Source organism: Mesorhizobium sp. WSM4312, from assembly GCF_002294875.1.
GTDB lineage: Bacteria > Pseudomonadota > Alphaproteobacteria > Rhizobiales > Rhizobiaceae > Mesorhizobium.
Genome location: NZ_NSFU01000033.1, coordinates 1 through 25,554 on the forward strand (window position 1 = coordinate 1; position 25,554 = coordinate 25,554).

Consider the following 25,554-nt stretch of genomic DNA (forward strand, 5'->3'; position numbering starts at 1 on the left):
GGTTGGACAAGGGCGGGACTGTTCTGGCGATGCTGTTGCTGAGATAAGGCGAAGCTAACGTAACGCGCTGGATGCGTCCATTTGGTTAATGGCTGTTAGTCCCAGGATTGTCGAGCCCGACCCTCTTCCTCGCCCTCGCCTCTGGCGGGGGAGAGGTGGCCGCGAAGCGGCCGGAGAGGGGGAATTCGTAGGGCATGGCCTTGCAACAGATCGCTAACCGGCGAGGTCGGCGCAGCCCCCTCTCCGTCTCGGTTTCGCCGAGCCACCTCTTCCCCACTCCCGTGGGGCGAGGAACTTGAGCCCTTTATCCGCCCCGAAAACGCCTGTTTCTGTGTCTTTCCTTGCCAGAGCCGCGTTTCCTGTGGGACGGGGCGTGGCATTGGCTGGCTTGGGGGGTGGCATGACGAACATCGGGGCCGGGGGCGCAGCGCCCTCGCTTATCAAGGCATCGCTCAGCCGCACCGGCAAATGGGCCGGCAGCGTCGCTTTCATCAGCGGCGCCGTTGGCGACGTGCTCAATCCGCTGGCGCCGTTCGCCGCCTATATCGCGCTGGTCGCGGCCATCGCGGCGGCCATCATCGCCATTGCCATCGTGCTCAAGCTGGTGCTGGCGGCCAAGGCGCTGCCGGCGCTGTTGTTCGCCACCAGCGCGGCGGCGGTTGCCGGCGGCGTCTATGCGGTGCAGCAGGAGACCAATTCGCAGAACGGGGTCATCGCCGGCCTGGTGCCGGCGATCGCGCAATTGCAGCAGTCGATGGGCATCGTCTCCGAAAAGGTGGCCAGGATCGAGCAGACGGTGACGCAGACGCAAAAGACCGTCGAAGAGGTCAAGAAATCGACCGACACGGTTGCCCGGAAGACCGACCAGATCGCGTCCACCCAGCAGCAGCAGACGCAGCAGGGCGCGCAGACGCAGAAGACCGTCGAGGCGGTCAAGCAGACCACCGACACGCTCGTCGCCGGCCAGCAACAGCAGCAGGTCCAGGCCGAAAAGCTGCAGGCGACCACCGAGCAGATCGCCGCCTCGATCGACACCATAGCCAAGGGATTTGCCCAGTTGGCGGCGCAGGGCGGGGCGATCGCCGAGCCGAAGCGGCCGGACGAGTTCTACCACAATGCCCGCGTCTATGAATTGTCGGGGGACATGCTCAACGCCCGGCGCTCCTACCTCGCCTTTGCCGGCTTCGATGTCGACGCCATCGACCCCTATACGCGCTTTGCGACGCTGCTTCGGGTGCAGGACGGCAAGGCGGGCGCCCGCGAAGTGTTCGGGCAGCTGGCCGACAAGGGCAAGGCGCTGTCGATCAAGCTGGTGCATATTTTGCAGTTCGAGGACGCGCAGCGGCTGGACAAGCTCAACGCCTTCGTCACGGCCAATCCCGACTATGCGCCGGCCTATTTCCTCAAGGCGCAGGAGTTTTCGGAAGACCGCCTCGGCAGCCAGACGCTGACCGACAAGCGTAGCGAGGCCCAGGCGCTGACCAAGTTCGTGTCCTACGAGAAGGATGGCGGGCTGCTCAAATATTTCGTCGACCAGACGCAGCTCGCCGACTGGCTGGAGCGCAGCCGCAGCCGGCTGGCAGCACTTGGCAACGTGCTCGACCCCGCGCGCTTCGCGCCTTCGCTGACGCCGATGCGCTCCAACCAGGGCTGGTCGATGACCATTTCGCTGCCCGAACCGGCGACCGCGATTTCCTGGCGTCTCGGCGACAGCGGCCCGTTCACCGACACCGGCTTCCTGGCGATGAAGGACCAGAGCACCGGCAAGCCGATGGCCAATCCGAGCTTCGAATTGCCCGACAGCACGGCGGCGACCACGATCGGCATAAAATATCTCGACATCAGGGGCCGCGAGACCGGCCCGTTCGACATACGCTTCGATCCGGATGGCGCCCTGCAGCAAGGCGACAAGCAGATCCTCGACCAGTTCTGGACGTCGTGGATCGCCTTCGACTCCGGCGGCAATCACGGGCTGGTCTATTTCACCCAGATGCTGTCCTACCGCTGCGCCATCAAGGAGGTGCATTACAGCCTGAACGGTGCCGCGCTCGACAATTCGTTCGAGATACCGCCTTGCGACAAGAAGGACCCCTACGCCATCCCGTACGACGCCAAGGGCTATTTCAAGGTCGCCGACAGCGTGAAATCGATGTCGGTGCAGGTCACCTACACCGACGGGACGAAATCGCCGGTGCGGGAATACAAGCGGCAGTAGCTCTGCTTACCCTCCCCTTGTGGGGGGCCGAAGGACGGGCGAGACTCGTGGCTCGCCCCGGCACGTCGATCCGCATAGCGGATCGGGGTGGGGGAAGCCGGCCCCACCCCACCCCGTCGAACGATCTCCGCGTCGCTTCGACCGCTCGCCGACCCTCCTCACAAGGGGGAGGGTGAGGCGAGCTGATGAGAAATGCCCGATACCATGCTTGCGCAAGCCGCTCCGAAAGGCTTCTGTTTGCGCCTTCAGATTCGGGTGAGAGCGCTATGGATACGATCACGATCAAGGCCAGGGGTATTTCGGTTTCGCTCGACCTCACCGTCGGCCACATCGCCGACATGACCGTCGAGAGCGGCGGGCGCCAGCTGAAGCCGCTGCACCGCGCGCCCTGGGTGGACGCAGGCGAGGCGCTGCCGAAGGACCTGCCGCAAGGCACGGTCCGGCTGTCGGGCGACTTCCTCTGCGCGCCGTTTTCGCGCAGCGATGTCGAGGAAGCGCCGCTGCATGGCTGGACAGCCAACAGTGACTGGGATGTCACCGAGAGCAGTGCCACGGAGAGCGGCTGGCGCGCGGTCTTCCGGCTGCGGCACAAGGTGATGGGAGCCAGCGTCGACAAGATTTTTACGCTCATCGACGGCCATCCCTTCCTCTACCAGGAACATGTGTTTTCCGGCGGTTCCGGCGCGATTTCCGTCGCCCATCACCCGATGACGGCGATGAAAGGCGGCGGCAGGCTGGCCTTTTCGCCGAAGCGCTTTGCCGCGACGCTGGCCGATCCTTTGGAGCCCGATCCCGCGCGCGGCCGCTTCATGCTGGCCTATCCGGCGCGCTCGGCCGACCTCGCCCAGTTTCCCGCCGCCGGCGGCGGCACGGCCGACCTGACGCAATACCGCATGGAGGACCGGCGTGAGGATTTCGTCACCCTGGTCGAGGCCGACCATGGCGGTCCGGGCTGGACGGCGCTGGCACGCCAGGCCGAGGACGATCTGGTGCTGGTGCTGAAGAACCCCGCGGAGCTGCCCGTTACCATGCTGTGGCTGAGCAATGGCGGGCGCGACTACGCGCCGTGGAGCGGCCGGCATCTCGGGGTGCTCGGCATAGAGGACGGCCGCTCGGCGATAGGCCATGCCGCCTCGATCGGCGACAATTGGCTGAAGCGCGAAGGCGTGGCGACCGCCTTTGTGCTCGGCCAAGGCCGCGGCTTTTCGTTCCGCCATGTCATCGGCGCCCTGTCCCCGTCCGGCGGCACCCCGCCGCGAGAGATCACCACGGCCGACGGCCGGATGCGGCTCGCGGCGGGCGGATCGACCAGGGAAGTGGCATTCGACAGCGCGTTCCTGCGCATCGGCCAGCCCGCGGCCGCCTGAGGCGAGGTTTGCGCGAGCGCGGGGTTTGAAATTTCCGCCGACTGCCGCCAAAATGCAGCGTAATGTTTCGCCGATCATCCAGGCAAAGTGAGGCTCCCATGTCCGAAATCGCCCACCTCGCCGCCACCATCTTCAAGCGCGCCGGCAAGGCAAAGCGCTTCATCGTCGCCATCGCCGGACCGCCAGGCTCCGGCAAGTCCACGCTGTCGGCCGGCCTGCATGACCTTTTGCCGGAAGGGGCGGTGGAGGTCGTACCGATGGACGGCTTCCACTATGACGACATCGTGCTCAACGCGCGCGGCCTGCGGGCGCGCAAGGGCGCACCGGAGACCTTCGACTTCGCCGGCTTCGAGACCCTGCTGAAGCGCATCCGGGCCGGTGAACCCGACATCGCCATTCCGGTCTTCGACCGCAGCATGGAATTGTCGCGCGCCGCCGCGGCGATCGTCGGCACCGAGACCAAGTTCATCCTGGTCGAAGGCAATTACCTGCTGCTCGACGAGGAGCCGTGGTCACGGCTGGCGCCGCTGTTCGATTTCTCGATCTTCGTCGACGTGCCGCGCAATGAGCTCGAGCGCCGCCTGATGGAGCGCTGGCACGGCCATGGCCGTTCGGACGAAGAGGCGCGCGCCTGGATCGCCTCCAACGATCTGCCCAACATCGAACGCGTGCTGGCCCGGCGCCGGGCCGCCGACCTGATCATTGGTTAACACGCTTAATTTTCCGTATTTTGGGGCGGGAACCTTAAGAGTTTCGCGCCGTTATGCCTCAGAACCCGTTTGTCCGGCGTAAGGGATTTTCCAATGGCAACCAAGGCAAAAAAACCAGCCAAGACGAGGCCCGCGAAGGCAACTCAAGCGAAGGCCGGTGCTGGTCCGGCGATCGCTGAACGCTCGAAAGACGGCAAGGCTGCTTTCGGCAAGGCCGCGCCCCGAAAGGTCGTACCGGCCGCCAAGACCGCCAGCCCGCGCAAATCGGCGCCGACCAAAGCCGGTGCCGTTCGAACGGCAGCGAATGTCGCCGCAGGCGCCGTCGTCGCAACCGCGCGCGGCGCCGTCTCGCTGGCGGCCTCCGTTATCGGCAAGGGCGGCTCGAAGGCCAAGGCGAAATAAGCAGGCTGCTTCGTCCGGCCGAGCATCTTTGGCAAAGGGCCTCGCCTTACGGCGACAGGCCGTCCTAGCCCTTTGCCGGAATGGTCAGGCCCTTCTGGACCGCCGGCCGCGCCAGGCCGCGCTCCAGCCATGCCGCCACATTGGCGAAATCATCGAAACCGACGAGGTCGCGTGCTTCATAGAAGCCGATCAAATTGCGCACCCAGCCGAGCAGCGAGATGTCGGCGATGGTGTAGTCGTTGCCCATGATCCATTTGCTGCCTTTCAGCCTGCCATCGAGCACGCCGAGCAGCCGCCGCGATTCGTCGCGGTAGCGTTCCAGCGGGCGCTTGTCGGCGATCTCGCGGCCGGCGAATTTGTGGAAGAAGCCGACCTGGCCGAACATCGGCCCGACGGAAGCCATCTGGAAGAAGACCCACTGGATCGTCTCGTAGCGCCGCGCTGCGTCCGCCGGGACGAGCAGGCCGGTCTTGTCCGCGAGATAGAGCAGGATGGCGCCGGATTCGAAAAGGCCGATCGGCTTGCCGTCCGGGCCGTTGGGATCGATGATCGCCGGGATCTTGCCATTGGGGTTGAGCGACAGGAATTCCGGCGTCCAGCTTTCGTCCTTGCTGATGTTGACCAGATGCGGCTCATAGGGCAGGCCGAGCTCTTCCAGCGCGATCGATATTTTCACGCCGTTCGGCGTCGTTGCGGAATAGAGCTGGATCTGGTCGGGATGTTTGGCCGGCCAACGGCTGGTGATCGGAAAGGCGGACAGGTCGGCCATCGAAAAACTCCTGAGCGGGGGGATTTGCGCCGCGAGGCGCGGTGTTGGCGGGTGGCCAAGAATTAGGCGCACGGCCGGGCAGGATCAATATGCCGGCGACAGTTTCGCCATGCACGGACAGAAAACCGAATCCACCGCGGCGGATCGCCGAGCGCGCGTAAGATCGCGCGGAGGCAAGTGGTCACCGCCCCGGGGGGGCGGTAGTTACCGCCGGGATCAGATGGCCTTGAATGCCAGCACCGCGTTGGTGCCGCCGAAAGCAAAACCGTTGCTGATCGCGGCGCGCACCTTGCGCTCGCGCGCGATGTTGGGCGTCACGTCGAGATCGCAATCGGGATCGGGTTCGCGGTAATTCGCGGTCGGCGGCACCACGCCTTCGCGGATCGCCATGACGCAGGCGATCATTTCCAACCCGCCAGAAGCGCCCAGGCAATGGGCGTGCATCGACTTGGTCGAGGAGACCGACAGCGAGCGCGCGTGCTCGCCGAAGACGCGCTTGATCGCGTTGGTCTCGATCTGGTCGTTGGCCTTGGTGCCGGTGCCGTGCGCGTTGAGATAATCGATGTCTTCGGGATTGAGCCCGGCATCGGCGAGACAGAAGCGCATCGCCGCTTCCGGTCCCTCGATGGTCGGGGCGACGATGTCGGAGGCATCGGCCGAAAGGCCGGCGCCGGCGATTTCGGCGAGGATGGTGGCGCCACGCGCCATGGCGTGATCGTAGCTTTCCAGAACCGCCATGCCGGCGCCTTCGCCCAGCACCAGGCCCTGGCGGTCGGCCGAGAACGGCCGGCAGGTGTCGGGCGACAGCACGCGCAATGCCTCCCAACCCTTGAGCACGCCCCAGACCAGCGGCGCTTCGGTGCCGCCGGCGACCATGACGTCGGCGCGGCCGAGCCTGATCTGGTCGGCCGCCGAGGCGATGGCGTGGTTGGCCGACGAGCAGGCCGACGTGACGCCGAAGACCGGTCCGCGCAGGCCAAGGTGCATGCTGACCTGGCCGGAGGCCGCGCCCGGCATGACCCTGGGCACGGTGAAGATGCCGGCGCGATTCTTGCCCTCGATCAGAATGGCGCGATAGTTCTCCTCGACGGTCTCGAAGCCGCATACGCCGACGCCGACAATGGTTCCCATGCGATAGGTGTTGTCTGCATGCGGGGCCAGGCCGGACTGGTGCATGGCCTCCTTCGCAGCGATAACCGCCAGCAGGCTGAAACGGTCCATCGACACCAGCTGCTTGCGCTCGATGCCGTGATCGGGCAGCGCCTTGATCTCGCAGCCGGTCTTGACCTTCAGGTCATGCAGGAAGGGATTGTCGATCGGGCCGATGGCCGAACGGCCGGCCCGCATTTCAGCCCAGATCGACTGCGCATCGACGCCTAGGCCGCACAGCCCGCCAATGCCGGTAATGACGACGCGTTTCAGCATTCGGTCAGGCTTTTTTCGCGATCAGCGCGCGAACGGCCTCGACCATGTCGCCAACATTCTTCAGATTGCTCCAGGCATCGACCGTGTTCATCTCGATCTCGATGCCATACTGCTCCTCGAGGTCGAAGATGATCTCCGTCAGCTCCAGCGAATGGATGCCGAGCGACGTCAATTCGGTGCTGGTGGTGATTTCTTCACCGCCCGGCTCGGCATGGGCCTTGATCTTTTCGATGATGTCCGTTGCCAGCTGGTCAGCCATTCGGTTTCTTCCCCACTTTGTCGTTTCTCGACGCCAACTGAACAGCGCCTTCTGTCCTCGATATCAGGCCGCGATCGTCGCCTTCTACCCCCGCCAAGCATCGCCTGACCGTATCGAGGTGGCTCCCTCTATAGAAACGGAAACGCCATCAAGCAACAAGCTATATATCGACAAAACCGCCGCAGTGCTTAACCTGACGGCGTGGATACGATCGAATATACGAAGTTTTCGGCCTCTTTGGCCCAGCGCGCCGCGGGCCTGGCGCAGCTGGGTTGCGCCAGCGCCGGCGGCCGCACGCGCCTGCGGCGCCTCTATCAGGACGGTTCCGCCAAGATAAGGCTGCCGGCCGTTTCGGCCGACCCGCTGGAGGCGGTGCTGATCAACACCGCCGGCGGACTGACCGGCGGCGACCGCATCGGCTGGGATGTGGATGTCGGCGCCAATGCCTCGGCGTCGATAACGACCCAGGCTTGCGAAAAGGTCTACCGCGCCGCATCCGACCAAGCAGAGGTGCGGGTCAAGCTGACGGTCGGCGAGAACGCCCGCATCGCCTGGCTGCCGCAGGAGACCATCGTCTTCGACCGGGCGGCCTTTGCCCGCACATTGGACGTCGAACTCGCCGGGGGGGCCGAGGCGCTGGTGCTGGAAGCCACCGTCTTCGGCCGCCTGGCCATGGGCGAACGCGCCGCGCAAGGCACTTTCCGTGACCGTTGGCGCGTTCGCCAGGATGGTTTGCTCATCCATGCCGAGGATTTCCGCATCGGACCCGATATCACTGGTGCCCTGGCACGTCCGGCGGCCACCGGCGGCGCGATCGCCGTGGCGACGCTGCTGCTGGTGTCGCCGCGAGCCGAGGCCTTTCTCGACCCGGTCCGTGAGATCATCGGCGACCAGGGCGGCGCCAGCGCCTGGGGGGTGCAGGCATCTGGCAAGCTTCTTGCGAGGCTTTACGCCGGGGACGGCTACCAACTGCGCCAGCGGCTGGTTCCGCTCGTCGGATTGCTCAATGGAAGGGCGGGACTGCCCAAATTATGGTCACTGTGATTCTGGAAAACGCATGAACCTGACGCCGAGGGAAAAAGACAAGCTGCTGATCGCCATGGCGGCGATCGTGGCACGCAAGCGGCTGGAGCGCGGCGTCAAGCTGAACCATCCGGAAGCGATAGCGCTGATCACCGATTTCGTCGTCGAAGGCGCACGCGACGGCCGCCCGGTGGCCGAACTGATGGAGGCCGGCGCCCATGTCGTCACCCGCACGCAGGTGATGGAAGGGATCGCTGAGATGATCCATGACGTGCAGGTGGAAGCGACCTTCCCCGACGGCACCAAGCTGGTGACCGTGCACGAACCCATCAGGTGAGGAGACCGAGATGCTCGATTTGCGCCCAAACTGCGAGTGCTGCGACAAGGACCTGCCGCCGGAGGCGACTGATGCGCTGATCTGCACCTTCGAATGCACCTTCTGCGCCGATTGCGTGGAAAACGTGCTGGGCGGCGTCTGCCCCAATTGCGGCGGCAATTTTTCGGCCCGGCCGATCCGCCCGGCAGCGAAGCTGGAAAAATACCCTGCGTCGACCAAGCGCGTCCTCAAGGCCGAGGGCTGCGGCCCGCGCAAGGCAGCGTGACTGCTGAATCGCAAACGAAAGGCAAGTAGAATGATCCGTGCCAAACGCCTGTGCCTCGCGGCGATCCTGCTCATGGCCGCCGCCATGCCGGCCTATGCCCATGTCGGCATCGGCCCCCCCTCCTCCTTCACGGCCGGCTTCATGCATCCCTTGTCCGGCCTCGATCATGTGACCGTGATGATCGCCGTCGGCCTGTGGGCGGCCATCAAGGGTGGCAGGGCCATCTGGGCGTGGCCGGCGGCCTTTGTCGGCGTGATGCTTGCCGGCGCGGCGCTCGGCATGGCGCATGTGCCGGTGCCCTTCGTCGAGCCGGGCATACTGGCCTCCGTCGTGGCGCTCGGCCTGCTGGTGGCGCTGGCGGTCGATCTGCCCGTCTCGGCCGGCGTCGCCATTATCGGCCTGTTCGCGCTGTTCCACGGCCACGCCCACGGCACCGAAGTCCCGGAAAATGCCGGCGGGCTCGAATATACGGCCGGCTTTGCCGTCGCCACGGTGCTGCTCCATGCCGTTGGCATCGCCGCCGGAATGAGCCTTGGCATGAGGTTCCGTGGTCTGGCTCGTGCCGCGGGAGCGGCTTGGGCTACGATCGGTCTTGGTCTTGCCTTCGGCCTCGTGTGACATCAGATGATCCCCGGCGAAATCATCCCCGTCCCAGGCGACATCGAGCTCAACAAGGGCCTGCCGACCGTCACCCTGAAAGTCGCCAACAGCGGCGACCGGCCGATCCAGGTCGGCAGCCACTACCATTTCTTCGAAACCAATGAGGGGCTGAAATTCGACCGTGAACGGGCGCGCGGCATGCGCCTCGACATCGCCGCCGGAACCGCCATGCGCTTCGAGCCGGGACAGGAACGCGACGTCACGCTGGTACCGCTCGGCGGCAAGCGCGAGGTCTTTGGATTCCAGCAGAAGGTGATGGGCAAGCTGTGAGTTCTGTGGCGTCTCGCGCTTGGCCTTCGAAGACCGCGAACGGCGTTTGGGCAAGCCTGAAAGCAAATCGTGCTTTCGGCTCAGTCCGACGGCTTGGCGGCCGCATAGATGACGATCTTTCCCGGATCGTCGAACGCGACGGCAAGAACGTCCTGCGCAGCCAAGCGCCGCGAATCGATTGCATTGAAGAGCAGGGCGTTCGCCTCGATCTCCTTGCGCAATTCGGCGACATCATCCTTGTGCTGCCGCACCTTGTTCTCGATGACCGGCGGCGGGCCGCCTTCGCTGCGCGCCGCGTCGGTCAGGAACACGATATCGACCTTGTCGAGCTTGGAGGTCTTGCGCACCGTGCCGATGTTTTCGCGCGTGCGGTCGATCGCCGAACTGACTTTTCCGATTTCTGCCGTTGTCTTGGCCTGTTCCTCGTTGACCTGCGAGCCGACGATCCGGTCGACGGTCTCCGGGCTTTCACGGCCCTGCGCATTCAGCGCGGCCTGGGGAAGGCTCGCTGCCAGAAACGCGGCCGCCGCAATGGCATGCGGCCATCGGGCATCGGGCGAGGTGGTGGAGGTCATCGTTCGCTTTCGCAATCTGTTTCAACAATCAGGAAGCGAAACGACTCCAGCCTTGCCATGGTTCCCCTCGCAATACGGCCGGCGGACCGGGTACCGGCCCGCCGCGCCGTGTCGTCAGCTGGCCTTCTTGGTGATCAGGGTCAGTGCGCCGTTTGGTTCCATGCTGGCAGCGACCACCTGCGCCGAGGTAATTCCCTTGGCCTGGAGGGCGGACTTCACCTTGGGGGTGGCGTCGATCGAGCTGCGCAATTTCTGCAGGCCGGCGTCACCGCGCTGGGCGATCACCTGATTGACCTGCGTCTGGGTGTCCTTCGGCAGCTCGGTGATGTCGACAATGTTGACGCTCTGGATCGCCGGCGCGGCCTGCTGACCGCCGGGGGCGGGAGTCGTCGCCTTGGGGGCAGGCGTGGCCGGAGCGGGCTGCTGCTGGGCACTGGCGGCACCGGCCAGCATCAGGCTGGCGGCGGCTGCAAGAATTATCGTTTTGCGCATGGATTTTCCTTCCATCGATTTGGCAAACGGTCGTTTTGGGGTGACCTGCCAACCTCAACCGCCAAATGGGATCAGAAGGTGTCACTCAGCGGGTCATTGCGTGACCATTGGATGGCGACAATGTGCAGCCCAGCCTCAACCACACCGCATTTCGGGAGCAATCGCTGATGGCCAGAATCTCGCGTGCCGCCTACGCCCAGATGTATGGGCCGACTGTCGGCGACAAGGTCAGGCTGGCCGACACCGAACTCTTCATCGAGGTCGAAAAGGACCTCACCATTCACGGTGAGGAAGTAAAATTCGGCGGCGGCAAGGTGATCCGCGACGGCATGGGGCAGAGCCAGGTATCCCGCGCCCAGGGCGCGGTCGACACCGTCATCACCAACGCCTTGGTGATCGACGCCAGCGCCGGCATCTTCAAGGCCGATATCGGCCTCAGGGACGGCCGCATTGCGGCGATCGGCAAGGCCGGCAATCCAGACACGCAAGATGGCGTCACCATCATCATCGGCCCCGGCACCGAAATCATCGCCGGCGAGGGCAAGATCCTGACCGCCGGCGGCTTCGACGCGCATATCCACTTCATCTGCCCGCAGCAGATCGAGGAAGCGCTGATGAGCGGCATCACCACCATGCTCGGCGGTGGCACCGGGCCGGCGCATGGCACGCTCGCCACCACCTGCACGCCGGGGCCATGGCACATGGCCCGCATGATCCAGTCCTTCGACGCCTTCCCGATGAATATCGGCCTGTCGGGCAAGGGCAACGCCTCGCTGCCGGCGGCGCTGGAGGAAATGGTGCTGGGCGGCGCCTGCTCGCTGAAGCTGCATGAGGACTGGGGCACGACGCCGGCAGCGATCGATTGCTGCCTGTCGGTGGCTGACGATTACGACGTGCAGGTGATGATCCACACCGACACGCTGAACGAATCCGGCTTCGTCGAAAACACGGTGGCGGCGATCAAGGGCCGCACCATCCACGCCTTCCACACCGAGGGCGCGGGCGGCGGCCATGCGCCCGACATCATCAAGGTCTGCGGCTTGCCCAATGTGATCCCGTCCTCGACCAATCCGACAAGGCCCTACACGGTCAACACGCTGGCCGAGCATCTCGACATGCTGATGGTCTGCCATCATCTGTCGCCGTCGATTCCCGAGGATATCGCCTTTGCCGAAAGCCGCATCCGCAAGGAGACGATCGCCGCCGAGGATATCCTGCACGACATTGGCGCCTTCTCGATCATCTCGTCGGACAGCCAGGCCATGGGCCGCGTCGGCGAGGTGGCGATCCGCACCTGGCAGACCGCCGACAAGATGAAGCGCCAGCGCGGCTCGCTGCCGCAGGAGACCGGCGACAACGACAATTTCCGCGTCCGCCGCTACATCGCCAAATACACCATCAATCCGGCCATCGCGCATGGGCTGTCGAAAGACATCGGCTCGATCGCCGTCGGCAAGCGTGCCGACCTGGTGCTGTGGAACCCGGCCTTCTTCGGTGTGAAGCCGGAGATGGTGCTGATCGGCGGCATGATCGCCGCCGCCCCGATGGGCGACCCCAACGCCTCGATCCCGACGCCGCAGCCGATGCACTACCGGCCGATGTTCGGCGCCTATGGCAAGGCAAGGACCAACTCGTCGGTGACCTTCGTTTCCAAGGCGGCACTCGAGTCGGGGCTGCATGGCCGGCTTGGCGTCGAAAAAAAGTTCGTTGCCGTGGAAAACACCCGTGGCGGCATCGGCAAGCATTCCATGGTGCTCAACGACGCCACGCCGCATGTCGAAGTCGATCCGGAAACCTACGAAGTGCGCGCCGATGGCGAGTTGCTGACCTGCGAGCCGGCGACGGTGCTGCCGATGGCGCAGCGGTATTTTCTGTTCTGAGGTCGGCCGGCCAAATTCCGTTGCGGCTGGTAGGCATAGGCCGCAATATGCGGTCTAGCAGAAACCCATCGTGATCAGGCATGGCCACCGAAATCGCCTCTCCCCACGACATCTTCCCGCATATCCGCATCGTCATGGGCATGGTGATCGGGCTTGGTGTCGCCCGCCTGCTGTCGGGGGTGGCGCGCATCGTCCAGCATCCCGGCCAATACCGGCTCTATCCCGTGCATCTGGCCTGGGTCGCCTCGGTGCTTCTGATGCTGGTGCATTTCTGGTGGTGGGAGTTCGGGCTCTACGCCATCGAGACCTGGACCTTCGGCAAATACCTGTTCATCATCTTCTACGCGATCACGCTGTTCCTGCTGTGTGCGCTGCTGTTTCCCGATTCGATGCTGGACTACACCAGCTACGAGGATTTCTTCTATTCGCGCCGGGGCTGGTTCTTCGGCCTGCTGGCGGCGACCTATCTGCTCGATGTGGTCGATACGCTGCTGAAAGGGCCTGAGCATTTTGCCCGCTTCGGCAACGAATATCTGTTCCGCACGCCGGTCTTCGTGGCATTGTGCATCGCGGCGATCCTGGTGCGCGACCGCCGCTTCCACATCGCCTTCGTCGCGGCAGCGCTGATCTACCAGATATCGTTCATCCTGCGGCTCTTCGACACGATCGTATGACTGTAGCGGATGGTCTAGAGTCCAGGAAAAGACAGGATCCCAGCATGTACAAGGCCGTCGGATCACGCGGATCCCGGGTCAGCCGCGTTCTCTGGATGCTCGAGGAGCTCGGGCAGCCCTATGAATTCGTCGAAGTCAGACTGCGCTCGCCGGAAGCCTATGCGCTCAACCCGTCGGGCAAGGTGCCGGTCCTCATCGACGGCGCGCTGACGGTGACGGATTCGGCGGCGATCTGCGTCTATCTGGCCGACAAGCATGCGGACAAGGGCATGGGCGCCAGCCCCGGAGTCGCCGGCCGTGCCGAGATGGATTCCTGGATGCATTTTGCCCAGAGCGAGTTCGAGGCGCCGCTGTGGAACAAATTGCGCCACCGCTTCCTGCTGCCGAAGGAGGTACGCGTCGATGTCGGCCCGGCGGCGGCGTACGATTTCGCCTCGGAAGCCAAGGCACTGGACCGCCGGCTCGGCGACAAGCCGTTTGCGCTGGGCGACCGGTTTTCCGCTGTCGACGTGCTGCTCGGCGACATGGGCAACTGGGCGCGCGCCGGAAAATTCCCGATCGAGTCCGACCGCGTCAACGCCTATTTCGACCGGGTGCTTTCGCGCCCAGCCCGCACACGGGCGCAGGCCAACGGAGGCTCCATGAAATGAAGCTCAACCTCAACACCGACTTCACCAAATTCCCGCGCGCCGTCTCGGTGCTGGCCGCGGGCGAGGCGGGCGCGGCGCCGGCGTTTGCCAAGGCTGTGCTTGCGCATGACGAGCGGCATCTGCGCCGCCGCGCCATCGAACTGTCCGACGGCAGCAAGGTGCTGGTCGACCTGCCCGAACCCGTCGCCCTGAACGATGGCGACCGGCTGGTGCTGGAGGATGGCCGCCATGTCGAGATCATCGCAGCGCCGGAAGAGGTCTACGACATCCGCGCCCGCGACGGCGTGCATCTGACCGAGTTGGCCTGGCATATCGGCAACCGTCACCTCGCGGCAGGCATCGAGGCGGATCGCATCGTCATCCTGCGCGACCATGTCATCAAGGCAATGCTGGAAGGGCTCGGCGCCACGGTGCGCGAGGTCTCCGAACCGTTCAAGCCGGTGCGCGGCGCTTATTCCGGCGGGCATGATCACGGGCACGCGCATGCGCACAGCCATGCGGAGGCCCATTCGCACGCGCATAGCCATTCCCACGACGACCATCATCACCACGACCATGACTGACCAGCCTTCGAGCATCGTCCTGCTGCGGCTGATGGCGTGGCTGTCGCCGGCCTTTCCGGTTGGCGGCTTTGCCTACAGCCACGGTCTCGAACGGGCGGTGCACGACGGGCTGGTGATCGATGCCGCGAGCCTGGGCGACTGGCTGGAAACGCTGGTCGAGATGGGCTCGGGCTGGAACGATGCCGTGCTGTTTTCCGAGAGCTGGCGTCGCGCCCGTAACGCCGGCGATCTCGACGAAGTGGCCGCATTGGCCGAGGCGCTCGCCGGCTCGCGGGAACGCCATGCCGAGACCATGCTGCAAGGCGCGGCCTTCCTCAAAGCGGCCGTGGCCTGGCCCAATCCGGTGCTGGAGCGCATGCCAGCCGAATGCGCCTACTGCATCGCCGTCGGCGCCATTGCCGGCGGCAATGGCATTGCACTGCAGGACGCGCTGTCCGCCTTCCTGCAGGCCTTCTTCTCCAATCTGGTCCAGGCGGCGATCAGGCTCGGTGTCATCGGCCAGAGCGAAGCCACCACGCTGCTGGCCGGCTTCGAGCCGTTGGCGCTCTCGACCGCCGACCGCGCGTCCGGTTCGACATTGGACGATCTCGGCGGCTGCGCCTTCGTCTCCGACATCATGGCGATGCGGCACGAAACCCAGTATTCGCGGCTGTTCCGTTCATGATCGTCCTCGCCTTCGCGCTTTCATTCGTCCTGCTGCTGATCACGGCACTGCACGTCTATTGGGGCATTGGCGGCATCTGGCCGGGCAGGGATGCGGCCTCCTGCGCCCGCGCGGTCGTCGGCTTTCGCGGCGTCGACGACATGCCGACGCCCTTTGCCAGTTTCGCCGTTGCCGCCTGTCTCGGCCTGGCGACGCTCTGGCCGCTGGCGCTCATCGGCTTCTTTGCCTCGCCTTTCCCGAGGGAGGGCCTTGCCGCCACCTCACTGCTCATCGGGCTAGTGTTCCTGGGACGCGGCATTGCCGGCTTCACGCCGTGGTGGCGGCGCCTGGCGCCCGAACAGCCTTTCGCGCGGCTCGATGTGCGTTACTATTCGCCGCTGTGCCTGTTGATCGGGCTCGGCTTCGCAATCCTTGTCATCATGGAGTTCCCGACATGACCCAAGCCAACGGTCCCCTTCGCATCGGTATTGGCGGCCCTGTCGGCTCCGGCAAGACGACGCTCACCGAAAAACTCTGCAAGGCGCTGCGCGACGAGTTCTCCATCGCCGTCGTCACCAACGACATCTACACCAGGGAAGACGCCATGATGCTGGCCCGGCTGCAGGCGCTGCCGGAAGACCGCATCGTCGGCGTCGAGACCGGCGGTTGCCCGCACACCGCCATTCGCGAGGACGCCTCGATCAATCTGCAGGCGATCGCCGAGCTCAACCGGAAATTCCCCGATCTCGACATCATCTTCATCGAATCGGGCGGCGACAATCTTGCCGCCACCTTCTCGCCGGATCTCGCGGATTTGACGCTCTATGTCATCTCGGTCTGCCAGGGTGAGGAAATCCCAAGGAAAGGCGGACCGGCGATCACCCGTTCCGATTTCCTGATCATCAACAAGAGCGACCTGGCGCCCTATGTGAACGTCAACCTCGACGTGATGGAGGGCGACGCCGCCCGCATGCGCGGCAAGCGGCCGTTCGGTTTCACCGATCTTTCGCGCGGCAAGGGGCTGCGGGAGGTCATCGATTTCATCGTCGAGCATGGCGGGCTGAGGGTTGGCGCCGCCACCGACACGGCGGCCTGACAGGCATCAGTTCCCCCTGCACCAACCGAAACCCGTTGCGGGCAGCCGTCGGTCGCGGCATTCTCGCCAAAACCGGAGGATTTCGATGAGCATCGCCCGCCTGCAGAAGGAAACGCTGACCAACCTGCCCTTCTACGAAGAGCGCGTCGATCTCGCTTGTGCCTTTCGCTGGACGGCGCGGCTCAACATGCACGAGGCGGTGGCCAACCATTTCTCGCTGGCGGTCAATGAAAACGGCACGCAGTTCCTGATGAACCCCAACCAGGTGCATTTCTCGCGCATCAAGGCGAGCGACCTGTTGTTGATCGACGCCAACGATCCGAACACGCTGTCGGGCCCCAACGCGCCCGACCCGACCGCCTGGGGCCTGCACGGCGCCATTCATCGCAACGTGCCGCACGCGCGCTGCGTCATGCATGTGCATTCGATCCATGCCACGGTGCTGGCGTCGCTGGCCGATTCGACATTGCCGCCGATCGACCAGAATTCGGCGATGTTCTTCAACCGCCATGTCGTCGACGCGCATTATGGCGGGCTGGCCTTCGGGGAGGAGGGCGAGCGTTGCTCGCAGCTTCTCACGGACCCCAAGGTCAAGGTCATGGTGATGGGCAATCACGGCGTGCTGGTGATCGGCGACACCGTCGCCGATGCCTTCAACCGGATGTTCTATTTCGAGCGCGCTGCCGAGACCTATATCAAGGCGCTGTGGACCGGCCGGCCGCTGCGCACGCTGTCCGACGCAATTGCCGAGAAGACGGCGAGCGAAATGGATGATTATCCGGGCCAGGCCGAGCGCCATCTCGCCGAGTTGAAGGCGATCCTCGACGAGGAAGAGCCGGTCTACCGGAACTAGAGCCCGAGCTGAGCCCGCAATTCCTCGGCGCTGTTGATGACGATGGCGCCGGGCGGTCCTCCCATCGGCTTTTCCGGCCAGAAGATCGTCTTCATGCCCGCCGCCAGTCCCGCCATGGCGCCCGGCCAGCTGTCGTCGACCGCCACGGCGTGCGCGGGATCGACATCGGCCAGGTACGCGGCGCGCAGGAAGGGTTCGGCGTGCGGCTTGCCATCACGCACATCGTTGCGGCTGATCGTTTTCATGCCTGGATAAAACAGACCGACCATGCGCAGATTGGCGTCGACGATCATCCGGTCCGAATTCGAGACCACCGCTTGCTGCACGCCAAGCGCGCGCAATTCATTGAAGACTTCTATGGCGCCAGGTCGCGGTTTCAGCCCCTCCACCAGCGGCAGATAGTGCTCGTATTTGTGCATGATCCAGTCGTCGAAGGGAAGATCGAGGCCGAACTCGTCGCGCATCATTTCGTAGACCGGCCAGGCGGCAACGCCGAGCACCCGCTCATGAAGGTCGGCGGGCGGCTTGAGGCCAGCATTGCGCATTGCCGCCACAAGGGCTGCCTCGTGCAGCGGCTCGCTGTCGACCAGCGTGCCGTCCATGTCCCAGAAAACCGCCTTCGGTGTCATGCAGCGCTCCTTTTGCGATCCCCTTAAAGGGTTTGCGCCGGGAGATAAACCGTCGCGATCACAGAAGGCGACTGCCGCCGGAAGCGAAGCCACCCTGCTTTGCGCGTCGCGATGGTGTAAGCGAGAAAATCCCGGCCGTGCGCACCAAACAATTGCCCTTCAGATTGACAATTGCGCAAGAAGCCGTTCCCTGCGAAACTGGGAGCGGACCGCTCCTGTGAGCAGCGGTTTGCGGAGGCAGGACGTGAATACCCGGCAGGATGGCGGCAGCAACAGGCTGGACGACGCGGCGCGCGCCGGCTGGCTTTACTATGTCGCCGGCAACACACAGGACCAGATCGCCGCCACGCTCGGCATCTCGCGGCAGACGGCGCAGCGGCTGGTGTCGCTGGCGGTGTCGGAGGGCCTGATCAAGGTCCGCGTCGATCATCCGATCGCCAATTGCCTGGACCTTGCCGCCCGGCTGAAATCGCGCTTCGCGCTCGACCTGGTCGAAGTGGTGCCGAGTGATCCCAATTCATCCTCCACCACCATCGGCATCGCCGAGGCGGCGGCGGCCGAGATCGAGCGGCGGCTGCGCTCGCCGACGCCGATCGTCATGGGCATCGGCACAGGGCGCACGCTGAAGGCGGCGATCGAGCAATTGCCGCCGATGGAATGCCCGCAACACAAGGTGGTGTCGTTGACCGGCAACATTTCGCCTGACGGTTCTGCCGCCTTCTACAACGTCATCTTCACCATGGCCGACCGGGTCAAGGCGCGCTCCTTCCCGATGCCGCTGCCGGTCATCGCCTCCTCGCCGCAGGAGCGCGAGATGCTGCTCAACCAGCCGATGATCCAGCCGACGCTGGCGCTTGCGGCGGAAGCCGATGTCACCTTCATCGGCATCGGTGACCTCGGGCCGAAGGCGCCTCTCTACGAGGACGGCTTCATTTCCGAAAGCGAGTTGAAGGCCTTGCAGAAGGCTGGCGGCATCGCCGAGATCGTCGGCTGGGTGTTCGACAGGGAAGGCCGCATGATCGAAGGCATCACCAACGACCGGGTGTCGTCGGCGTCGCTGCCGTCGCGCGAGAAATCGCTGGTCATCGCGCTGGCCATGGGCGAGCGCAAGCTGCCGGGCATCCTGGCGGCCGTGAATCGCCGGCTGGTCAACGGACTCATCACCGACGAACGGACGGCGACGGCTTTGCTGGCCAGCATCTGACCGGGAAGCGCTGCCGCCTCCCGGATGCGGCCGCGGACCCTCTGGCGATAAAGCCAGTAAGTCTATCTGTGCCGGCCGAAAGGGTCGTTGCCATCGAGGAAACCTAGGTCGCGCTGCAGATGCGGCGACAGGTCCCTGATATCGAGATGCGCCTTTTTTCTGATCGCGAACCAGCCGAATCCGTCCGCAAGCCACGAAATCCAGCGGTGATCGGGAGCGGGAGTGCATTTTTGCTGCGCCATGGTCATGATCGTCAACCTTCGCTATCCTGGACCCGAATGACGGGTTGACAGTAAATGTCGGTCTTGCGAGCCGGCTTTGCCAATCGAACGTCGATAAGGACCCATAAGGAGCCTTTATGCCGGATCTGAGCTCACCGCAGGTTTCGCAACTGCCGCCGCTTCAGGCGATCCGGGTGTTCGAAGCGGTGGCGCGGCAGCTTTCCTTCACCAAGGCCGCCGTGGAACTCGCCATGACACAGGCCGCCGTCAGCTATCAGATCAAGGTGCTGGAAGAGCGCGTCGGGGCGCCGCTGTTCCTGCGCCGTCCGCGGCAGATCGAGCTGACCGAAGCCGGCCAAAGGCTGGCGCCGGCGGTCAGTGAGGCCTTTGCCATCCTCAGCCAGGCCTATGCCGCCGCGCGCGGCGGCGCGGACGGGCTGCTGTGTGTCACCACCGTGCTGACCTTTGCCTCGAACTGGCTGGCGCATCATCTGGGCTCGTTCCAGATGGCTCATCCAGCACTTGCCGTGCGGCTCGAAACATCGAGCCGGCTGACGGATTTCGCCCGTGAGGATGTCGATCTCGCCATCCGCTCGGGCAGCGGCAAATGGCCGGGGCTAGAAGCCCACAAGCTGCTCGACGCCGATTTCACGCCGATGCTGAGCCCGAAGCTCGCGGCGAGCATCGGCGGCGTCAAGGAGCCGGCCGACCTGTTGCGGCTGCCGATCCTCGATCCGGGCGATGTCTGGTGGACGCAATGGTTCGAGACGGCCGGCGTGCATGCGCATGATCTTGCCAAGCGACCCGGCAGCAGCATGGGCGCGCAGGCCTATGAGGCCAATGCGGCCATCGCGGGCCATGGCGTGGCGATCCTGACCCGGGCGCTGTTCAAGGCGGAACTTGCCGACGGCCGCCTGATCCAGCCCTTCGACCTGGTTGGCGATGACGGCCACGCCTACTGGCTGGTCTATCCCGAAGCACGCCGCAACGTGCCGAAGATCCGCGCCTTCCGCGACTGGCTGCTGGCCGAGATCGCCTGCTGAGAGGCGCTTTTCTCCCGATCCAATCCTCCGGGCCTCCCTGTCCCGCCGCCTGATGTCAGGCGCGGGTGCGGCGCTCGTCGTCCCTCCATCGGCAGGTCCGGTGCTGCGCTGCAGCATCGAATCCGGCTTGACATAATTCACGGCAAGTGAGTAATTGCTCACAGCCAAGGCAAATGCTCATCTTGGTTCATGGGAGGAATTTGATGAAACTGCGCACGCTCACCCTGGGCTTGTTGTCGGCCAGCGCTCTCGCTTTTGCCGCACATGCCGAATCCATCACCATCGCCACGGTCAACAATGGCGATATGGTCCGCATGCAGAAGCTGACCGACGACTTCACCAAGGCCAACCCCGACATCCAGCTCAACTGGGTCACTCTCGAAGAGAACGTGCTGCGCGAGCGCGTCACCACCGACATCGCCACCAAGGGCGGCCAGTATGACGTGATGACCATCGGCACCTACGAGGTTCCGATCTGGGCCAAGCAGAGCTGGCTGCTGCCGCTCGACAAGCTCGGCGACGACTATGATGTCAAGGACATCATCCCGGCCATCGCCGGCGGTCTTTCGGTCGATGGCAAGCTCTACGCCGCGCCCTTCTACGGCGAAAGCTCCTTCGTCATGTACCGCAAGGACCTGATGGAGAAAGCCGGACTGAAGATGCCCGACGCGCCGACCTGGGACTTCATCAAGCAGGCCGCCGACAAGATGACCGACCGCGCCAATGGCGTGAACGGCGTGTGCCTGCGCGGCAAGGCCGGCTGGGGCGAGAACATGGCCTTCCTGACCGCCATGTCGAACTCCTTCGGCGCCCGCTGGTTCGACGAGAACTGGAAGCCGCAATTCGACCAGCCCGAGTGGAAGAAGACCTTGCAGTTCTATGTCGACCTGATGAAGGCCGACGGTCCCGAGGGCGCGTCCTCCAACGGCTTCAACGAAAACCTGGCACTGTTCCAGCAGGGCAAGTGCGGCATGTGGATCGACGCCACCGTCGCGGCCTCCTTCGTCTCCGATCCCAAGGCATCCCAGGTCGCGGACAAGGTCGGCTATGCCCTGGCGCCCGACAATGGCCTCGGCAAGCGCGGCAACTGGCTGTGGGCATGGTCGCTCGCCATTCCGGCCGGCACCAAGAAGGCTGACGCCGCCGAGAAGTTCGTGTCGTGGGCGACCAGCAAGCACTATGCCGAGCTCGTCGCTTCGAAGGAAGGCTGGGCCAACGTTCCTCCGGGCACGCGCTCCTCGCTCTATGCCAATGCCGAGTACCAGAAGGCGGCTCCGTTCGCCAAGATGACGCTGGACTCCATCAACGCCGCCGACCCGACGCATCCGACCGTCAAGCCGGTGCCCTATGTCGGCGTCCAGTTCGTCGCCATCCCTGAATTCCAGGGTCTTGGCACCACGGTCGGCCAGCTCTTCTCGGCGGCGCTTGCCGGCCAGTCGAGCGTCGACGATGCGCTGAAGCAGGCTCAGGACGCCGCCACCGCGGCGATGACCGAAGGCGGGTATATCAAGTAAGGCTCCTCCCGGTGCCGAATGCCGGTTGCCTCCTCGACCGGCAACGGCCGCCCGAGTTCCCAGCTCGGGCGGCCGCCTTCAACGCCTCTGAAAATTCCAGTCTGACCATTGAAGGGTGACCGTCATGGCTACTCAGCAGACCCGTTCGCTTGCCCGTTTCATGATGGCACCATCCGTCGTGCTGCTGTTCGTCTGGATGATCGTGCCGCTGGTCATCACCATCTGGTTCTCCTTCCAGCAGTACAATCCGCTCAACCCGATCCGCGACGGGTTCGTCGGCTTCTCCAATTACGCGCTGTTTTATTCCAACCCGGCCTTCCTGCAGTCGATCCTCAACACCTTGATCCTGGTGATCAGCGTGCTGCTGATCACGGTGATCGGCGGCATCCTCTTGGCGCTGTTGATCGACCAGCCTATGTGGGGACAGGGCATCGTGCGCATCCTCGTCATCTCGCCGTTCTTCGTCATGCCGCCGGTGGCCGCGCTGGTCTGGAAGAACATGATCATGCACCCGCAATATGGGGTGTTCGCCGACATAGCGCGCTTCTTCGGGGCGCAACCGATCGACTGGTTCGGGCAGCATCCCATGACGGCGATCATCATCATCGTCGCCTGGCAGTGGCTGCCTTTCGCGACGCTGATCCTGTTGACCGCGCTGCAGTCGCTCGACGGCGAACAGAAGGAAGCCGCCGAGATGGACGGCGCCGGCTTCATCAGCCGCTTCATCTATCTGACGCTGCCGCACATGTCGCGCGCCATCACCGTCGTCATCCTGATCCAGACGATCTTCCTGCTCTCGGTCTATGCCGAGATCCTCGTCACCACCAATGGCGGCCCCGGCTACGCCTCCACCAACCTGCCCTTCCTCGTCTACCAGAAGGCGCTGCTGGAGTTCAAAATCGGCCAGGCATCCGCAGGCGGTGTGATCGCCGTCATTCTCGCCAACATCGTCGCCTTCTTCGCCATGCGCGCGGTCGGCAAGAACCTCGACAAGTAAGGGAGGACAAGATGGCCCGTGCAGTCACCACCCAGCACAAGACGATCGCGACGGTAGCCGCCTGGATCGTCGCCCTGCTGATCTTCTTCCCGATCCTCTACACGATCATCACCTCGTTCAAGTCGGAACAGGAGGCGATCCAGGGCTTCGCGCTGATCCCGTCGGGAACTTTCGAGAGCTATACCGAGGTTCAGGCGCAGAGCGGCTATTTCAAGTTCTTCTTCAATTCGGTGCTGCTCTCGGTCGGATCGACCGTCCTGGCCCTGCTGGTCGCCATTCCGGCGGCATGGTCGATGGCGTTCTCGCCGACCAAGCGGACCAAGGACATTTTGATGTGGATGCTGTCCACCAAGATGATGCCGGCGGTCGCGGTGCTGTTCCCGATCTACCTGATCTTCCGGGACACCGGCCTGCTCGACAGCCGCATCGGCCTGATGGTCATGCTGATGCTGATCAACCTGCCGATCGTGGTGTGGATGCTCTACACCTATTTCCGCGAGATCCCCGGCGAGATCCTGGAAGCGGCGCGCATGGACGGCGCCTCGCTGTGGAACGAGATCATCTATGTGCTGACCCCGATGGCGGTGCCCGGCATTGCCTCGACCATGCTCTTGAACATCATCCTGGCCTGGAACGAGGCGTTCTGGACGATCCGCCTGACCACCACGGAGGCAGCGCCGCTGACTGCCTTCATCAGTTCGTTCTCCAGCCCGCAAGGCCTGTTCTGGGCCAAGCTTTCGGCGGCCTCGACGCTGGCGATCGCGCCGATCCTGATCATGGGCTGGTTCAGCCAGAAGCAGTTGGTGCGCGGCCTGACCTTTGGCGCCGTGAAGTAAGCCGTGGCGTAACGTGACGCTCAAGAACGTCGGACAATAACCCCTCGGGGAGGAAACCATGGGAAACATCACGCTCAAGAACGTCTCCAAATCGTTCGGGTCGACGGTCATTATTCCGGGCATTGACCTGGTGATCGAGAATGGCGAGTTCGTCGTCTTCGTCGGCCCGTCCGGTTGCGGCAAGTCCACGCTGCTGCGGCTGATCGCCGGGCTGGAGGACACCAGCGGCGGCACCATCAACATCGACGGCCGCGACGTCACCGGCGAGGCGCCGGCCAAGCGCAAGCTCGCCATGGTGTTCCAGTCCTACGCGCTCTACCCGCATATGACAGTGGCCAAGAACATCGCCTTCCCGCTGAAGATGGCGGGCGAGGACCAGGCTACCATCGACCGGAAGGTGAAGGACGCGGCGCGGGTCCTGAACCTCACCAATTATCTCGAACGCCGGCCCGGCCAGCTCTCCGGCGGCCAGCGCCAGCGCGTCGCCATAGGCCGCGCCATCGTGCGCCAACCTTCGGCCTTCCTGTTCGACGAGCCGCTGTCCAACCTCGATGCCGCCCTGCGCGGCACGATGCGGCTGGAGATCAGCGAACTGCACCATCAGCTCAAGACGACCATGATCTACGTCACCCACGACCAGGTCGAGGCGATGACCATGGCCGACAAGATCGTCGTGCTGAATGCCGGCAATATCGAGCAGGTCGGCTCGCCGATGGAGCTCTACAAGACGCCGCGCAATTTGTTCGTCGCCGGCTTCATCGGCTCGCCGAAGATGAACCTGGTCGAGGGCGCTCCGGCCGCCAAATATAGCGCCAAGACCATCGGCATCCGCCCCGAGCACATGCAGATTTCGACCACGGCGGGCGAATGGAAGGCCACCGTCGGCGTTGCCGAGCATCTGGGCTCCGACACCTTCCTGCATGTCCAGACCGACGGCGTCGGTCCGCTGACGGTGCGTGCCGACGGCGAACTGGCCGTGCATCATGGCGACACCATCTACCTCACGCCCGACAAGGCCAAGCTGCATCGCTTCGGCCCCGACGGCAAGGCGATGGCGACGTGAGGCTGAAAGGCAAATCGGCGCTGATCACGGGATCGGCGCGTGGTATCGGCAAGGCCTTCGCCGAAGCCTATGCGCGCGAAGGCGCTGTCGTTGCCATTGCCGATATCAATCTCGAGGCCGCCCAAATGACAGCGGCAGAGATCGGCGACAAGGCCTATGCGGTCAAACTCGATGTCACGGACCAGGCCTCCATCGACGCCGCCGTGAAGGCGGTCGAGACGAGGACCGGCGGCCTCGACATATTGATCAACAACGCCGCTTTGTTCGATCTGGCGCCGATCGTCGAGATTTCGCGGGCGAGCTATGAAAAACTGTTCTCCGTCAATGTGGCAGGCACGCTGTTCATGCTGCAGGCGGCCGCCCGCTCGATGATCGCGCGGGGCAAGGGCGGCAGGATCATCAACATGGCGAGCCAGGCCGGACGGCGCGGCGAGCCGCTGGTCGGCGTCTACTGCGCCACCAAGGCCGCCGTCATTTCGCTGACCCAGTCGGCCGGGCTCGACCTGATCAGGCACCGCATCAACGTCAATGGCATCGCGCCCGGGGTCGTGGACAGCGACATGTGGGATCAGGTCGATGCCCTGTTTGCCAAATACGAGAACCGGCCGAAGGGCGAGAAGAAGCGGCTTGTTGGCGAAGGGGTGCCTTACGGCCGGATGGGCAGGCCGGAGGACCTCGCCGGCATGGCCGTCTTCTTGGCCAGCGACGAGGCCGAATACATCGTCGCCCAGACCTACAATGTCGATGGCGGCCAGTGGATGAGTTGAGGGGGGCGGCCTCTGCTTCTCGTCCCTCCGCGAGGAGCAGAGGCCGATATCCGAGGCCCCCATCGGCCTCATAAGGCATTTGCCGTCCCTTACCCTCTCCAGAGAGGACGGGAGGGGCGGAGTAACGAGGCCGAAGCCGGCCAAAGGGTAAA

The 25,554-nt window shown here is 64.4% G+C and carries 31 protein-coding genes; 24 read left to right on the forward strand and 7 right to left on the reverse strand.

Annotation, left to right across the window (positions count from 1 at the left end; genetic code table 11):
• Positions 1-400 precede the first annotated feature (400 nt).
• From CK228_RS32755 to CK228_RS32770, 4 genes are all read left to right on the forward strand, one after another.
• Positions 401-2,215 (forward strand): chemotaxis protein, encoded by a 1,815-nt coding sequence (locus CK228_RS32755; RefSeq protein ID WP_095790521.1) that lies wholly within the window; start codon positions 401-403, stop codon positions 2,213-2,215.
• A gap of 266 nt (positions 2,216-2,481) precedes the next feature.
• Positions 2,482-3,582: a hypothetical protein gene (locus CK228_RS32760; protein ID WP_095790522.1), complete on the forward strand. Its 1,101-nt coding sequence runs from the start codon at positions 2,482-2,484 to the stop codon at positions 3,580-3,582.
• Between the two features lie 98 nt (positions 3,583-3,680).
• Positions 3,681-4,292, forward strand: a complete 612-nt coding sequence (locus tag CK228_RS32765) for a nucleoside triphosphate hydrolase (RefSeq protein WP_095790523.1) — start codon at positions 3,681-3,683, stop codon at positions 4,290-4,292.
• A gap of 93 nt (positions 4,293-4,385) precedes the next feature.
• Positions 4,386-4,694, forward strand: a complete 309-nt coding sequence (locus CK228_RS32770; RefSeq protein WP_095773190.1) for a hypothetical protein — start codon at positions 4,386-4,388, stop codon at positions 4,692-4,694.
• 64 nt (positions 4,695-4,758) lie between these two features.
• Here CK228_RS32770 and CK228_RS32775 read toward each other — a convergent pair whose 3' ends face one another.
• The 3 genes from CK228_RS32775 to CK228_RS32785 form a co-directional block, all read right to left on the reverse strand.
• Positions 4,759-5,463 carry a glutathione S-transferase N-terminal domain-containing protein gene (locus CK228_RS32775; protein WP_095790524.1) on the reverse strand — a complete coding sequence of 235 codons (705 nt, stop codon included), beginning with the start codon at positions 5,461-5,463 and terminating at the stop codon, positions 4,759-4,761.
• Positions 5,464-5,679: 216 nt separating this feature from the next.
• Positions 5,680-6,888 carry a beta-ketoacyl-[acyl-carrier-protein] synthase family protein gene (locus CK228_RS32780; RefSeq protein ID WP_095790525.1) on the reverse strand — a complete coding sequence of 403 codons (1,209 nt, stop codon included), beginning with the start codon at positions 6,886-6,888 and terminating at the stop codon, positions 5,680-5,682.
• 4 nt (positions 6,889-6,892) lie between these two features.
• Positions 6,893-7,147: an acyl carrier protein gene (locus CK228_RS32785; protein ID WP_010912831.1), complete on the reverse strand. Its 255-nt coding sequence runs from the start codon at positions 7,145-7,147 to the stop codon at positions 6,893-6,895.
• Positions 7,148-7,348: 201 nt separating this feature from the next.
• Between CK228_RS32785 and CK228_RS32790 the strand changes: the two genes are divergently transcribed.
• The 5 genes from CK228_RS32790 to CK228_RS32810 are packed head-to-tail and all read left to right on the forward strand — an operon-like array spanning position 7,349 to position 9,702.
• A complete protein-coding gene (locus CK228_RS32790) occupies positions 7,349-8,191 on the forward strand; it encodes an urease accessory protein UreD (RefSeq protein ID WP_095790526.1) in 843 nt (280 codons plus the stop codon).
• Between the two features lie 13 nt (positions 8,192-8,204).
• A complete protein-coding gene (locus CK228_RS32795; RefSeq protein WP_019862540.1) occupies positions 8,205-8,507 on the forward strand; it encodes an urease subunit gamma in 303 nt (100 codons plus the stop codon).
• A gap of 10 nt (positions 8,508-8,517) precedes the next feature.
• Complete coding sequence (locus tag CK228_RS32800) at positions 8,518-8,772, forward strand: DUF1272 domain-containing protein (protein WP_095790527.1); 255 nt, start codon at positions 8,518-8,520, stop codon at positions 8,770-8,772.
• Between the two features lie 30 nt (positions 8,773-8,802).
• Positions 8,803-9,390, forward strand: a complete 588-nt coding sequence (locus tag CK228_RS32805) for a HupE/UreJ family protein (protein ID WP_095790528.1) — start codon at positions 8,803-8,805, stop codon at positions 9,388-9,390.
• A gap of 6 nt (positions 9,391-9,396) precedes the next feature.
• A complete protein-coding gene (locus CK228_RS32810; protein WP_095773196.1) occupies positions 9,397-9,702 on the forward strand; it encodes an urease subunit beta in 306 nt (101 codons plus the stop codon).
• Positions 9,703-9,782: 80 nt separating this feature from the next.
• On the opposite strand, the gene CK228_RS32815 is transcribed toward CK228_RS32810, so the two are convergent.
• Positions 9,783-10,277, reverse strand: a complete 495-nt coding sequence (locus CK228_RS32815; RefSeq protein ID WP_095773197.1) for a hypothetical protein — start codon at positions 10,275-10,277, stop codon at positions 9,783-9,785.
• A 114-nt stretch (positions 10,278-10,391) separates the two neighbouring features.
• Positions 10,392-10,769, reverse strand: a complete 378-nt coding sequence (locus tag CK228_RS32820) for a hypothetical protein (protein ID WP_095790549.1) — start codon at positions 10,767-10,769, stop codon at positions 10,392-10,394.
• A gap of 164 nt (positions 10,770-10,933) precedes the next feature.
• On the opposite strand from CK228_RS32820, the gene ureC reads away from it, so the two are divergent.
• The 8 genes from ureC (at position 10,934) to CK228_RS32860 (ending at position 17,128) form a co-directional block, all read left to right on the forward strand.
• Positions 10,934-12,649: an urease subunit alpha gene (gene ureC, locus CK228_RS32825; RefSeq protein ID WP_179296121.1), complete on the forward strand. Its 1,716-nt coding sequence runs from the start codon at positions 10,934-10,936 to the stop codon at positions 12,647-12,649.
• Between the two features lie 80 nt (positions 12,650-12,729).
• Positions 12,730-13,323 (forward strand): hypothetical protein, encoded by a 594-nt coding sequence (locus CK228_RS32830; protein ID WP_095773198.1) that lies wholly within the window; start codon positions 12,730-12,732, stop codon positions 13,321-13,323.
• Between the two features lie 44 nt (positions 13,324-13,367).
• On the forward strand, positions 13,368-13,973 hold the full coding sequence (locus CK228_RS32835; protein ID WP_095790529.1) for a glutathione S-transferase family protein: 606 nt from the start codon (positions 13,368-13,370) through the stop codon (positions 13,971-13,973).
• Positions 13,970-14,536, forward strand: a complete 567-nt coding sequence (gene ureE / locus CK228_RS32840; protein WP_095790530.1) for an urease accessory protein UreE — start codon at positions 13,970-13,972, stop codon at positions 14,534-14,536. Before CK228_RS32835 ends, ureE begins: the two co-directional genes overlap by 4 nt.
• Positions 14,529-15,200, forward strand: a complete 672-nt coding sequence (locus CK228_RS32845) for an urease accessory protein UreF (RefSeq protein WP_095790531.1) — start codon at positions 14,529-14,531, stop codon at positions 15,198-15,200. Before ureE ends, CK228_RS32845 begins: the two co-directional genes overlap by 8 nt.
• Positions 15,197-15,637 (forward strand): DUF3995 domain-containing protein, encoded by a 441-nt coding sequence (locus tag CK228_RS32850; protein ID WP_095790532.1) that lies wholly within the window; start codon positions 15,197-15,199, stop codon positions 15,635-15,637. Before CK228_RS32845 ends, CK228_RS32850 begins: the two co-directional genes overlap by 4 nt.
• A complete protein-coding gene (gene ureG / locus CK228_RS32855; RefSeq protein WP_095790533.1) occupies positions 15,634-16,275 on the forward strand; it encodes an urease accessory protein UreG in 642 nt (213 codons plus the stop codon). Before CK228_RS32850 ends, ureG begins: the two co-directional genes overlap by 4 nt.
• Positions 16,276-16,360: 85 nt before the next feature.
• Complete coding sequence (locus CK228_RS32860; RefSeq protein WP_095790534.1) at positions 16,361-17,128, forward strand: class II aldolase and adducin N-terminal domain-containing protein; 768 nt, start codon at positions 16,361-16,363, stop codon at positions 17,126-17,128.
• Here the strand turns inward: CK228_RS32860 and CK228_RS32865 are convergent.
• Positions 17,125-17,757: an HAD family phosphatase gene (locus CK228_RS32865; protein WP_095790535.1), complete on the reverse strand. Its 633-nt coding sequence runs from the start codon at positions 17,755-17,757 to the stop codon at positions 17,125-17,127. The genes CK228_RS32860 and CK228_RS32865 overlap by 4 nt on opposite strands.
• 244 nt (positions 17,758-18,001) lie before the next feature.
• On the opposite strand from CK228_RS32865, the gene CK228_RS32870 reads away from it, so the two are divergent.
• Positions 18,002-18,961 (forward strand): sugar-binding transcriptional regulator, encoded by a 960-nt coding sequence (locus CK228_RS32870; protein WP_010912814.1) that lies wholly within the window; start codon positions 18,002-18,004, stop codon positions 18,959-18,961.
• 62 nt (positions 18,962-19,023) lie between these two features.
• Here CK228_RS32870 and CK228_RS32875 read toward each other — a convergent pair whose 3' ends face one another.
• Positions 19,024-19,209 (reverse strand): hypothetical protein, encoded by a 186-nt coding sequence (locus CK228_RS32875; RefSeq protein ID WP_095773430.1) that lies wholly within the window; start codon positions 19,207-19,209, stop codon positions 19,024-19,026.
• Positions 19,210-19,319: 110 nt separating this feature from the next.
• Here CK228_RS32875 and gcvA point away from each other — a divergent pair, with 110 nt between their 5' ends.
• From gcvA to CK228_RS32905, 6 genes are all read left to right on the forward strand, one after another.
• Complete coding sequence (gene gcvA / locus CK228_RS32880) at positions 19,320-20,225, forward strand: transcriptional regulator GcvA (RefSeq protein WP_095773205.1); 906 nt, start codon at positions 19,320-19,322, stop codon at positions 20,223-20,225.
• A gap of 203 nt (positions 20,226-20,428) precedes the next feature.
• Entirely contained in the window at positions 20,429-21,739 is a 1,311-nt protein-coding gene (locus CK228_RS32885) for a sugar ABC transporter substrate-binding protein (RefSeq protein WP_095773206.1), read from the forward strand.
• A gap of 124 nt (positions 21,740-21,863) precedes the next feature.
• Positions 21,864-22,736, forward strand: coding sequence for a sugar ABC transporter permease (locus CK228_RS32890; protein ID WP_027047618.1), 873 nt, complete (start codon positions 21,864-21,866; stop codon positions 22,734-22,736).
• Between the two features lie 11 nt (positions 22,737-22,747).
• Positions 22,748-23,572 (forward strand): carbohydrate ABC transporter permease, encoded by an 825-nt coding sequence (locus tag CK228_RS32895; protein WP_019862521.1) that lies wholly within the window; start codon positions 22,748-22,750, stop codon positions 23,570-23,572.
• Between the two features lie 58 nt (positions 23,573-23,630).
• Positions 23,631-24,635: an ABC transporter ATP-binding protein gene (locus CK228_RS32900; RefSeq protein WP_095773207.1), complete on the forward strand. Its 1,005-nt coding sequence runs from the start codon at positions 23,631-23,633 to the stop codon at positions 24,633-24,635.
• Complete coding sequence (locus tag CK228_RS32905; protein ID WP_095790536.1) at positions 24,632-25,402, forward strand: L-iditol 2-dehydrogenase; 771 nt, start codon at positions 24,632-24,634, stop codon at positions 25,400-25,402. The genes CK228_RS32900 and CK228_RS32905 overlap by 4 nt, the downstream gene beginning before the upstream one ends.
• The last annotated feature ends 152 nt before the right edge of the window (positions 25,403-25,554 follow it).